At 51.5% G+C, this 12834-nt stretch carries 6 protein-coding genes and 1 pseudogene; 5 read left to right on the top strand and 2 right to left on the bottom strand.

Features of this window, described 5'->3' with window-relative positions:
• Positions 1 to 179: 179 nt before the first annotated feature.
• Positions 180 to 392, top strand: a pseudogene (locus KP22_RS10095) (IS3 family transposase); the annotation flags it as partial.
• A 135-nt stretch (positions 393 to 527) separates the two neighbouring features.
• Here KP22_RS10095 and KP22_RS10090 read toward each other — a convergent pair.
• The gene (locus KP22_RS10090) at positions 528 to 1034 is read right to left on the bottom strand and encodes a GNAT family N-acetyltransferase (protein WP_039308834.1); all 507 of its coding nucleotides are present in this window, start codon (positions 1032 to 1034) and stop codon (positions 528 to 530) included.
• A gap of 255 nt (positions 1035 to 1289) precedes the next feature.
• On the bottom strand, positions 1290 to 3581 hold the full coding sequence (locus KP22_RS10085) for a penicillin acylase family protein (RefSeq protein ID WP_167333800.1): 2292 nt from the start codon (positions 3579 to 3581) through the stop codon (positions 1290 to 1292).
• 274 nt (positions 3582 to 3855) lie between these two features.
• Between KP22_RS10085 and KP22_RS10080 the strand changes: the two genes are divergently transcribed.
• The 4 genes from KP22_RS10080 (at position 3856) to KP22_RS10060 (ending at position 12834) form a co-directional block, all read left to right on the top strand.
• Positions 3856 to 6939, top strand: a complete 3084-nt coding sequence (locus KP22_RS10080; RefSeq protein WP_209428700.1) for a type I polyketide synthase — start codon at positions 3856 to 3858, stop codon at positions 6937 to 6939.
• Positions 6940 to 7068: 129 nt separating this feature from the next.
• Complete coding sequence (locus tag KP22_RS10070) at positions 7069 to 11034, top strand: non-ribosomal peptide synthetase (RefSeq protein ID WP_039323996.1); 3966 nt, start codon at positions 7069 to 7071, stop codon at positions 11032 to 11034.
• A gap of 52 nt (positions 11035 to 11086) precedes the next feature.
• Entirely contained in the window at positions 11087 to 11647 is a 561-nt protein-coding gene (locus tag KP22_RS10065; protein WP_052012508.1) for a sterol desaturase family protein, read from the top strand.
• Positions 11644 to 12834, top strand: coding sequence for a MupA/Atu3671 family FMN-dependent luciferase-like monooxygenase (locus tag KP22_RS10060; RefSeq protein WP_209428699.1), 1191 nt, complete (start codon positions 11644 to 11646; stop codon positions 12832 to 12834). The genes KP22_RS10065 and KP22_RS10060 overlap by 4 nt, the downstream gene beginning before the upstream one ends.

Genomic DNA, 12834 nt, shown 5'->3' with positions numbered 1-12834 from the left:
GTCGTCTGCAAAGTGATTTACGCGATGAGCAGCGTTTTCACGGTAAAAGCCGCATCAGTCGTTTGATGAAACAGTGCGGTCTGAAAGCCGCGAATCAGACGCGCTATAAAGTGACGACGAACAGCCGACACGATTTAATATGCGAGCCATCGATATCGGGATGTACTGAAAGATAACGATCAATGAGCGGAAAGGGTTGCTGTTACGACAATGCGGTAATAGAAAGCTTCTATCACACGCTGAAAACGGAGCTGATGCGGGGCAAAGCGTTTGTCAGCAGAGAACAGGCGATGAACGCTCTGTTTGGTTATATTGAGGTGTTTTACAATCGCCGTCGCAAACATTCGACGCTGGGTTATCAAACGTCGGTGGATTATGAAATGGCGGCATAAGTAGGTGGGAATCATTTCAGGGACAGATCATTCTTGTGACAATTGAAAAATAATCCCCTGAACTTGCGTCCTGCAATATAGGGGAGTGCTGAAATCATTTGCAAATGCTCTATCAGTTCACCCTAAGTAGCTATGTTATAGCAACTTATAAAAAAAGGTTGTGCCATCGAGTGTACCAGCGGAGCTGCGGGCAAACTGCGGGATTTGACCCGCTTCCTGATAGCCTAATTTACGATACAAAATGGAGGCGGTGTCATTGGTGCGAGTATCCAAGACCAATAAGGTGCGCTGATGGGCTTGCGCCTGACGCTCCACTTCTGTCATTAATTGCTGCGCAATGCCGCGTTGGCGAAATGCCGTATGCACCATCAGTTTTTCCACTTCAGCGCGGTGGATGCCGTTTTTCTTTGGACAATAGCTAATCTGCACTGCGCCCGCGATGCGTCCTGCTTCACGCGCAATCAATAACGTACGACCGCCTTCAGCCAGATCGACGGCGACCCCCCGCCAGTAACGCTCTGCTTCACCAGCTTCCAGTGGAGCAAGGAAACCGATGGACGCACCACTTTCCACACAATCATTTAATAAGGTCACTAATTCATCACTGTTTTCTGACAGAGTACTCAATTGCTCAATTTTCATTATGTCCTCACGGCTTTTATTGAATAATTACCAAGGCGCTAAATAGCAACCTCTTGTCTATGTCACGTGCAGCGAGACGACCATTGTGTTGGAAGCTGGGCAATGGGTCAGGCTGTCGACAATACTTTTTAGTTTGCTCGGTTTGTACTGCTAACCGTTAAACAGGGCAGCAGGCGTGGCCTGAACAGCGGTAAATCCTGTCGTGCCCGCGGTGAAAATAGCCCCTCATGCCCGTTGCTGAAAGACGGGGAAGTATCACTTTACCTCTCTTTCAGGGACTAGCTGCAAGGTATGGCGATGTTCCCCAGCAACAAGCGCACGCGGAGTGCCGTGATACCAGCTGTCGAAACCGTCGAGAAACCAGATGCTGAGTGGATGCCCGCTTTGGCCTCCTGGCAACAGCAGGGTCGCGTTAGCTTCATCTCCCGGTGACACAATCAGTCGTTCGGAAGCACCGAAGGTGGGTTTACTGACATGTGGCACATGATGATCGCCGGATTGAGGTAGCGCGGGGGCAGATAGCCAACGCCGCATAAATGGAAGTGCCTGCGCAATTGGATGTTCAATACGCACGGCATTCCACTCTCCCCAACGTGCCTGATCCAGCGGTTTTTGGGCGCTGATGATTTGCAATGCGCTGTCAAGTTGTTGCAGGGAGAAATCAGCCCAATCGTGATACCCCTTTGGTACCCAAGCGATTGTGTTATTTTCGATTAAACGCATCACGTTTTCATCCCAGCGCGTATTCGCACGTAGGTAGCTGGCTTTATGCCATTGCTGTCCCAACTGTCGATCCAGACCAGCAAACAGCCCCTGATAAAGTGCTTCTCGCCAGGCAGCCAGCACCGTATAGCCTACAGAATCGGCATTGGCATTACCTGACCACTGTATGATGGCCGAAAGAGCCTGAGCGCGTGGCGTCCCTTCCGTTGGATGGCTGGCTTGTAGTATGGGTAACAGCAGGTTACGCCAGGCACTCATCAGTACGGCGCTATCATCAAACTGAATATGACGCATGTCGCTGTGGCTTAACCGATCGCTACGCATGAGTTGTCGCTTGATCTCAAATGCACGTGGTCCCATATCGGCACCACCATCGTTGTAGGCGTCACTGCTGGCAGAAAAGCTCTGGCGATTATTGGCTGTCCAGATAATGCCGTCTGGCGGATCAATTTGTTGTGGGTAACGTGATACAGGCAGCGGTGTGCTAGCCCATGCCTGGCTGGCCTGCGCAGGAAGCGGAAAACTGCTTTGTTCTCCCACGGTCTTCCTGTCTGGAAGCCAGCCTGCCAATGTCCAGCCAATGTGTCCTTGATCATCGGCAACCAGCAGATTTTGGACTGGCAGACCAAAATGTGGAGCCGCACGTACCGCATCGGCTACCGATTGGAGCTCCGCGAGCTCCAGAAAATCCATATTTACCGCACCTGGCAAGCTGGCTATCCAGCGCATGGCCATATCACCCTGTAGCGTTGTGAAAGCTGGTCCCCAAGGGCTGAGGTGCACATCAAATTGTTCTTGCTGGCCGTGACTAACGGCCAGTATTTCATGGCGCAGCGGATATGACGTGGCGTGCTGCGGTAATTTTACCCAATCGAAGGTATCGATATAGGCATTGGTAAATCCCCAGGTAATATACCCATTGCTACCCGACACTATCATTGGCAGGCCTGGGAGTGTAATGCCTGACTGTTGGCTAATCAGTCCATTATCCATCTGATAGTGTAAGGTGGCTTGATACCATAATGTTGGTAGCATCAGTCCCAGATGCATATCATTGGCCAGTATCGCTTTGCCAGTCATACTGCGATGGGCGCTTACTAGCCAACCGTTACTGCCTTTCATCGCTTCATTGAGCTGGGGTTGCGGGGTAAGGGGACGTGTTCCCCACCACTCTGGTGGGGAAGGTGGAACGGCGGACGGTGCAGGCGGCTGTCCGAGCAACGGCGTATCCCATCGGCTAGATATGGGTAACAGAAACGCTGTTTGTGCTGCATTGCTGTGCTCGGCTATCCAGCCACGGGCATACTCCCGTTCAGCTTGATTACTTTGCAGATCGAGATAGAGCGCATAAACGGTAAGTAGCGAGTCTTCTTCTTCCCAACGTTGGGGTTTTTCCCGCAGCAGCCAGTACTCAAAAGGACGGCTTCCCAGACTCATCAATCCGGCGTTGACCCCGGCAGTATATTGCCGCAATAGCTCTCGCTGAGCGGCTGGCAAACCCTGTACCGCCTCTCTTGCTTTTTCGCGCAATAGCCAAGGACGGTGGCGACGATCCTCTGGCAGCAGATTCGCTCCTAAAAGCGCGGCTAATTCTCCTGATGCACTACGCCGCAACAGATCCATCTGAAAGAAACGATCCTGTGCGTGGGCATAGCCGAGACCAAAGCTGACGGATGCTCTGTCATCTGCCTTGACGGTTAGCACGCCTCGTTCATCACGTTCTAGCGTTATCTGGCTGTTCAATGTTTGTAATCTAACCGTACCTTCGGTCTCCGGCAGGCTTCGATAGAAGAATACAAACACTGTTGCGATGGTTGTTAGCAAAAGAATCAGAAATCCCACCCAAAAGCAGCGCAATATTTTTTTTATGATTGTTAAGTTGGGGTGATGTGCTGGGTTTTTTTTCATAAGTTTAATTCATATTAAATAGCACTCTAACTATCTGTGTATGATTTATTTTTATTTTATATCAGAGTATTGGTTGGTGGTGTCATAAATTTCATATAAATTTTCTTTATTTTTATGTTGATTAATTGTATTTATTTTATTCTTAAAGTTAAGGGGTGGTTATAATACAACTTGCCAGAGGAAGTGTCCTGTGTCTCAACTGAACGGTAATGAAGTTGCTATTATTGGTATGAGTGGTCGGTTCCCCGGTGCGCCTAATCTTGCTGCGTTTTGGCAAAATCTTTGTCATGGAGAGGAGAGCATCACGTATTTTGATGATGCGACATTGCGTGCAAGTGGGGTGGCAGAGAAACAACTGGCCGATAGAGATTACGTTCGCTCTGGGTTTTGTCTGGATGGCATCTCGCAATTTGATGCTGAATTTTTTCAGCTCACTCCGCGTGAAGCGCAGATCCTCGATCCACAACAGCGGCTCTTTCTGGAATGTTGCTGGCATGCGCTGGAACATGCTGGGCATGTGCCTGAGCGCTATGATGGACGCATTGGTGTCTATGCCGGAGTGTTTTCCAGCAGCTATCTGCTGAATATCTATAGTCAGCCCGGTTTGATCGCTTCTCTGGGCGAGATGGCGGTGCGCCATGGCAATGAGAAGGATTATCTCACCACTCGGCTTTCATATAAGCTCAATCTGCGTGGCCCGAGTATCGCGATTCAGACCTCTTGCTCAACCTCGCTAGTCGCCGTGCATACTGCGGTACAGAGCCTGTTAGCTGGCGAATGTGATATGGCGATTTCTGGTGGTGTATCCGTGCTGGCCGATCAAGAAACGGGTTATCTGTGGCAGACTGGAGGCTTGCTGTCGCCGGATGGACACTGTCGACCCTTTGATGTCGATGCGGCGGGTACGGTATTTGGTAATGGCCTCGGCGTGGTGGTGTTAAAACGGCTGGAAGAGGCTGAACGTGATGGCGACACCGTCTATGCGGTGATCAAAGGCAGCGCCATTAATAATGATGGTGCAAATAAGGTTGGCTTTACCGCTCCCAGCGTACAGGGTCAGGCTGAAGTGATCGCTGAGGCGCTCAGTATGGCAGAGGTATCGGCAGAAACCATTCAATTGGTGGAAGCGCACGGTACGGGCACGCCACTTGGCGATCCGGTTGAAATTGAAGCGTTAACCCGCGTTTGGCAGTCGCAAACATCGCGTAAAGGCTATTGCGCACTCGGATCAGTGAAAGGCAATCTGGGGCATTTGGGGGCTGCGTCTGGTATTGCCGGACTGATCAAAGCCACACTGGCCTTACACCATAAGCAACTCCCTCCGACCATCAACTTTACCCGCCCTAACCCCAATATCCCTTTCGAACAAACGCCGTTTTATCCTCACACCACTCTCACGCCTTGGGGGGAGACGGACGAACATCCACGTCGTGCCGCGGTCAGTAGTTTCGGTATGGGTGGAACCAACGCCCATCTGATTCTGGAAGAAGCACCGAAAAAAACATCTCAGACAGGCTTTGATGATGAGGTGTGCCTGCTGACCCTATCAGCCCGCAGTAAGGTGGCATTACAGCAAGCGGTTGCTGAACTGGCAGATCATTTGCATCAGCAGCCAACGGCCCACTTACAGGACGTGGCCCACACGCTGCGTGAGGGGCGACAAACCTTCGACTGGCGAGCAACAATTACCGCCAGCACCATAGAGCAGGCACGAGAAAAACTCCAACGCGGGCTCAACAAACCTTCGCAGGCGCTGGCGTCACCCGAAGTGGCGTTACTGTTTCCGGGGCAGGGATCGCAGTACTGGGGGATGGCTCAGCAACTTTGTCAGACGTTACCCACATTTCGTGATGAAATCAGCCACTGTTTCAGCATCTTGCGGGATCAATTTGGCCTTGACCTAGACCCTCTGATGACGCAAAGCACGCCAGATGATGCACAACTGGCGTGGTTAAACAGTACGGCGGTGACGCAACCTGCGCTGTTCTGTATTGAATATGCGATGGCGCGCACCATACAGGCGCAAGGGGTGAAGGTCAGCCATATGCTGGGACACAGCGTGGGCGAACTGGTGGCGGCGACGCTATGTGGTGTGTTCACCCTCGATGCGGCTCTGACTCTGGTGGCAACACGTGGTCAGTTAATGCAACGGGCAGAGCCGGGGAGGATGTTATCCGTATCGTTGCCGGAAGCGCCGCTTACTGCTTTGCTGCGGGACTGGCCAGCACTTTCACTGGCGGCGGTTAATGGACCTGAGTTGTCGGTAGTCGCGGGTCCTGAAGTGGAGATTACTGCCCTCCAGCAGGCACTAAACGATTCTGGTGTGAGCACCCGATTGTTGATGACTTCCCATGCCTTCCACTCGGCGATGATGGATCCGATATTGGATACCTTTGAAGCCGCGGTTGAAAAATGCCAATGTCATCCCCCTGTAGGGCGTTGGATTTCTAACCTGACAGGTCGAGAAATTACGCCTGAGGAGGCGATTAGCCCACGTTACTGGCGCGACCATTTGCGGAGTACTGTGCAGTTTAATCGGGGACTTCAGCAATTGCTGGCTCGCCCTGATGTGGTACTGGTGGAGTGTGGGCCTGGCACGGTACTTACCAGCTTGGCACAGGCGCAAATGCGGTTACTTAACCCGCAGCGCGCAGTGTCACTTTCTCGTCATCCCAAAGAAAAAAGTGGCGATATGCACGCCTGGCTGACAGGTATTGGTCTGCTGTGGTCTCACGGCGTGCCGCTTAACTTGCCGGAAACGCAAGGACAACGTATCGCTTTGCCGGGTTATCCGTTCCAGCGGCAACATTACTGGATTGAACGTATTTATCCTCATCACGCGACAACGGCGGCCACTGCGTTAGAAGTGGGTGCTGCGACTGCGACTGCGACGGCTACTGATGATACGGGAACCGTCGCTCAATCTTACGCGCAGGCTGAAGGTACTGAGGTACGCGTGGCCGCCATATGGCGGGAACTGTTCGGCATGGACAATATCCTGCATGACGATGATTTTTTTGCTCTCGGTGGCACTTCGTTAGTGGCGATTCAACTGATTTCACAGGTGCGGGAGTTGTGGGGCGTCGAACTCAGTATTGAAGTGTTATTTGAGGATCCCACGATCCGTGGCATTGCTGCACAAATTGACACGGCGCAGGCCAGACAGCCATCGGTTGAGGCTACCGCAGAAGCAGAAGATCCTGAGATGGCAGAGCTATTACGCCTGACAGAGGGGTTGTCACTGGAAGAACTCAACGCAAAGTTGAGCGGGTAAACACGCGGCAGGGATGCAGCCAACAATAACGATTTCATGACGTAACGACGGGTTATCAGGCGCATCACTCCCCTGAGGGGAACCCATGCCTGACGCCGCCTAATCGATACCGCTGATAGAGAGATAATTATGTTACAACCCTTGCCACTCACGCGTATCAGCCGCCAGCAAGCGCTGCCACTGTCCGCCGATCAGTACCGCATTTGGTTTATGCATCAGCTCCAGCCAGATCTGATCCATTTTAATATCAATATGGCATTTCACCTGCGCGGCGATCTGCAATTTGCCCGTTTTCAGGAGAGCCTGAACGCCGTAGTGGCGCGTCATGAGTCGCTGCGAACTACCTTTGTGATGCTATCGGAAGAAAAGCAGCCACAGCAGTGCATTCATCCGCAATTAACGCTCGATATTCCGTTAACCGATCTCAGTACACAGCCTGTGACTGTGCAGGAACTGATGGCACAGGAACAAATGGAAGCGGTAGGTAATCAGGTTTTTTCATTGGAACACGGACCGTTATTGCGCGCACATATCTGGCGGCTAACTGATGAGCATCACCTGCTGTTGTTTACTATCCACCACATCATTGCTGATTTCGACTCGCTGAAACTGATCATGCGCGATCTCTTTGCTTTCTATAACCAGCAGGGCGAAACGCTGGCACCGCTGCCACTGCAATATGCAGACTACGCAGCCTGGCAGCAGGCGCGTTTACAGAGTGAGGATTACGTTAGCCAACTGGAGTACTGGAAAAATCAACTGGGTGGCGAAACGCCAGTGCTCAAAATGCCGATGGATCGCCCGCGTCACAGCGTGATGACGAATAATGGAGCCATCGTTCGTCATACGTTTAGTGCCGAGCTAACAAAGGGGCTAGTGGCCCTGAGTAAAACACAAGGCGTGACGTTGTTTGTCACTCTCTATTCCGCCTGGCAGGTATTGCTGCAACGCTATACCGGACAGGATGATATTCCTGTTGGTACACCGATCACCACCCGTAATCGGCCTGAATTAGGTCAGTTGGTGGGCTTGTTTATTAACACTCTGGTGTTGAAGTCAGACCTACAGGGAAATCCGGATTTTATTACGCTGCTGAAACGTAATCGCAAAATTGCGTTTGGCGCATTTGCCCGTCAGGACGTTCCCTACGAAAAATTGGTTGAAGTGCTGAAGCTGAAGCGCAACCTGAGTCACAGCCCATTCTTCCAGACCATGGTGATGCTGCTTGAAGCTGAAAAATATGACCAACTGGCGCCGGGACTAGCGATTGAACCTTTTGAATTTAAAAAACGCACCACCACGTTTGAGCTGACTCTGACTTTTTCACTGGTTGAACAACAGTTACACCTGGCACTGGATTACAACACCGATCTGTATGACCGTGAGACCGTCACGTGTCTGTTGCAGCATCTGGACGCATTAATGCAGGGGATTGTTGCCAATCCACAGCGGTCGATTGCGGATTATCCGATTATTTCAGAACGAGAGCGGCATCAATTACTCAGTGAGCAGTGTCGTGGACCTGTAGTCCCTGACAATCTGGAGCACTGCGTGCATCGTCTGTTTAGCGACGTGGTGGCTCGTACGCCAAACCAGATAGCAGTACGCCATCGTCATCAGCAGCTCAGCTATCAGCAACTGGATGAGCGTGCCTGCCAGTTTGCACGTTGGTTACAGTCGCAAGGGGTCGGACGTGGAGCAATCGTTGGTCTGGTCACCGAACGCTCGTTGAATATGATGGTCGCCTTGTTTGGCATCTTGAAAGCGGGTGCCGCTTGGTTGCCGATTGATCCGGCTAATCCGGACGAACGAATTAAATACATGCTGAACAATGCGCATGTGTCCCTGGTATTACTAGGGGAAAATGTTCAGCTAGCCTGCCAGCAGCCCTGTTTTGCGCTAGAGGATATCGATAGCTGTCTGGCTGATTTCTCTCGTGCGCCACTACTGTGTCTGAATGTGCCTGATGATCTGATGTATGTCATCTATACCTCTGGTTCCACCGGTCAGCCGAAAGGGGTGATGGTCAGCCACCGTAATGTGGTGAACCATTGCGCCAACATCATTAAGCGCTTTGATCTCCAACCGCATGACCGGGTATTACAGTTCACGTCGATTGGTTTTGATGTGTCGATTCAGGAGATCTTTCCTACGCTGTTACGCGGTGCGACGCTGGTGCTGTGGAAAGAGAAGCGCTTGGAAGAGAGCGGTGAATTTCTTAGCTGGACGGCTCACGAAGAAATCAGCGTGATGAACCTGACCACCGCACATTGGAACAATATTGTTGCCGATCTGCGTCACAGCCGAATCCCTGTGCCGGATCACCTGAAATTGGTGATTGTTGGCGGCGAGCAGGCCGCGGGTGAAGTGTGGAATAACTGGCAACAGCTGACACGCGGTGCAATCCGTTGGATCAATGACTACGGCCTGACGGAAACCACGGTGACTGCCACCATGTTTGAACCATCAGAGGCGTACGTTGCCTGTGGGGCAATGCCCGTTGGCACGGCGTTGGATAACGTCGAAATTTATATTCTCGATAGCCAGATGCAGCCTTTGCCTGTGGGTGTTTTTGGCTCGCTTTATATCGGCGGGTCTGGTGTAGCAATGGGCTATATCAACCAACCTGAACTCACTGAAGAACGTTTCCTGACGAATCCTTTTGCCTCGGGCAAGCTGTTTAAAACTGGCGATCAGGCACGCTGGCGTCGCGATGGTCTGCTGGAATTTGCCGGACGTGACGATCAGCAGGTGAAAATCCGTGGTCACCGCGTAGAGCTGGCAGAAGTGGAGTCGATGCTGACGAAACATGCCAGTGTAAAAAAGGCGCTGGTTCTGGCACAGGAAACCACGCACGGTGGGCAGCAATTAGTGAGTTGGCTCGTGGTGGATGAGGCTACCTATCAGGAAGCTGCGCTGCGTGGGTGGTTAACGGAAACGTTACCGGATTATATGGTACCCGCATCGCTGGTCACACTCGACAGTATCCCCCTCACCGTAAACGGTAAGGTCGATAAAACGCGCTTACCTGCGCCGATTTTTGTGGCCGAGAACGGTGAATCTTTCCAGGCACCGCAAAGTGCAATAGAGCAGATGCTGGCGGAGTGCTGGCAGTCGCTGCTGCAACGCCCAGCCGTCGGTCTGCAAGATAACTTTTTTGCTATCGGTGGTGATTCGCTATTGGCTACTCAGGTAGCGACGCACATTAAGGCACGGATCCAGCATGCCATCCCACTACGTTTGCTATTCGAATACCCACGTTTAGGTGACTTAGCGCATGAGTTGGAGCGCATCATTGCAGAGGGGCAGAGTGTTAGCGATCGCTGCATGGTGAAAATACAGCAAAAAGGTAACCAAACCCCACTTTTCTATGTGCATCCGGTCGGTGGCAATGTTAGCTGTTACTTCACGTTGGCTCGACACCTGGGGGAAAACCAGCCTTTTTACGCGCTGCAATCTCATGCATTGATCGATCCCGATTCGCCTTATAACACCGTTGAGAGTATGGCTGCTTTCTACCTCAATGAGATCCGCCAGATCCAGCCACGTGGCCCTTATCGATTAGGGGGCTGGTCAATGGGAGGGTTTATTGCCTATGAAATAGCGCGCTTGTTGCAGGAGGTCGGGGAAGAGGTACAGGAACTGTCGATGATCGATACCTATCTCACCAAAAGCCGCGTTTCTACAGATGAAATCGTGTTATTCAACTTTGTGCTGCAACTGGCTGCTATGCCGGGGCGGAAGATCGATGAGGAGATGTTGCTAGCATGGCAAGGGAAAAGCTATCGCCATGAGGATGTTTGCCAGCAGTTACGTGCGCACGGCTTAGTGCCGCAGGGAACGAGCGATGCAGAAATTCAGCGACTGTTGGATGTGTATACCCACACTGTACATGCCTTCAAACGTTATCAGCCACAACCGACGCGCAAGCTGGCCTTGGATCGCGTTGTGCTGTTTCGTGCCCGTGATTCACATGAGGAACTGGGCGTTTGGGAGCAATTAGTGGAACGGGTCGACCTGCATCATGTCGACGCTGATCACTTTGGCATCGTGCATCACCCGAAGGTTGGGGACGTACTGCGCCAGACATCTTAAACCTGTGTGGCATTGATGCCGCATATCACCCATGGTTAGTCAGGAGACGGTTATGATTTTTGTACTCAAGCTGGTGGTCTATTTTCTACTCTGGACCCTGTGGTCCTACACCATGCACGTTATTGCACACACCAATTTTAAGTACAATTTTATTCGCTATTTCCATCTCAAACACCATGCCTACGACTATGGCGAGAGCCAACTACCACCATGGCATGACTATTTCTTCTGGTTTGGTGACTGGAAATCATCAATGGATGTGTATATTACCTTTACCATTCCATTGATTATTCTAACGATTTTTGAACCTGTTTATGGTGGCATCCTGCTGGCATTCCACTACATCTATGAGGTGTTTCTTTCACGTAACGTGTTAGATCACAATCCGAACATCACAGGCAACATTACCCGCTTCATTCCTATCGGTAAGTTCCATCTTTGCCACCACCATAATGTGAAGTGCAACTTCTCTTTCTATATCACGTTATGGGATTACCTGTTTCGCACCAACGACGCCTGGGTACTGAGGAGGCGTTATGAGCGGCAGAAACAGCGTCAGCAGGGGAAAGTTACCCCCACTTCCGACACCCCACAGACAGACGAGAGTGCATGATGAGCGATATTCAGGATAAGTTAAGTAGTCTGACCCCCGAGCAGCGCGCGCTGCTCCTGAAAAAGATCAAAGCCGAACGCGATGTCACAACCACAGACACGCCGCAAACAGCCAGTGAGAAGGGGATGAATTTCTCGCTGATCTTCTTTTCGGGCGATGGCGGGACTGAGAGTGAGCATAAGTATGATTTGCTACTGGAATGCGCCCGTTTTGCTGACACCCATGGATTTAGCGCAGTGATTACCCCTGAGCGTCACTTTCAGCCAGTGGGCGGGTTGTTTCCCAATCCTTCAGTGCTGAATGCTGCGCTGGCGATGATCACCAAAAACATTCAACTGCGTGCTGGCAGTGTGGTATTGCCGTTACATAACCCGCTGCGTGTAGCCGAAGAGTGGTCGTTGGTGGACAACTTATCACAGGGGCGCGCCGCGATTTCTTGTGCAACAGGCTGGCATCCGGCGGATTTCTTAATCAATCCCGAAGCGTATGAAAATCGTCGCGCGACCATGTTGGAAAATATTGCTCTAATCCGCCAACTGTGGCGTGGCGAGTCGGTACAGCGTCAGGATATTGCGGGCAACACGGTAGAGGTAAACATTCTGCCGCGTCCCATTCAGAAAGAATTGCCGATGTTTCTCACCTCGTCTGGTAATCCCGATACCTGGCTAAAAGCGGGTGAACTGGGGATGCATGTGCTCTGTTCCCTGACTAACCATACGCTGGCTGAGTTGAAAACGAATATCACCGCTTATCGCGATGCACGGGCGAAGCACGGTTACGATCCCGAAAGCGGTATTGTGTCGGTGATGGTTCACACATTTGTTGGTGAGCAAGATGACGTGGTGAAAAATCAGGTACGTGAACCGCTACGTGACTTCCTTAATGGTTATATCAATCAGAACGATACCCTCAATCCTTACAAAGATCGTCAGCAAACGGTGCGTAGCGCCATTGATAACGATCGTGAGGCCTTACTGACCTATGCTTTTGAAAAACACTTCAATCAGACTTCGCTAATGGGGTCGCCCGAGAAGTGCGCGCGCATGGTGCATAAGTTGCAGGAGGCAGGGGCAAATGAAATCGCTTGTCTGGTGGATTTTGGCCTTAGCATGGAAACCGTGCTTGCAGGATTGCAGCCGCTGGCGGCGCTAAAAGCACAGTGTGCTCATAAGACCGTGAACGGGTAA

It is taken from the genome of Pectobacterium betavasculorum, assembly GCF_000749845.1.
Classification (GTDB): Bacteria; Pseudomonadota; Gammaproteobacteria; order Enterobacterales; family Enterobacteriaceae; genus Pectobacterium; species Pectobacterium betavasculorum.
This window is presented reverse-complemented; position numbering and strand designations above follow the sequence as displayed.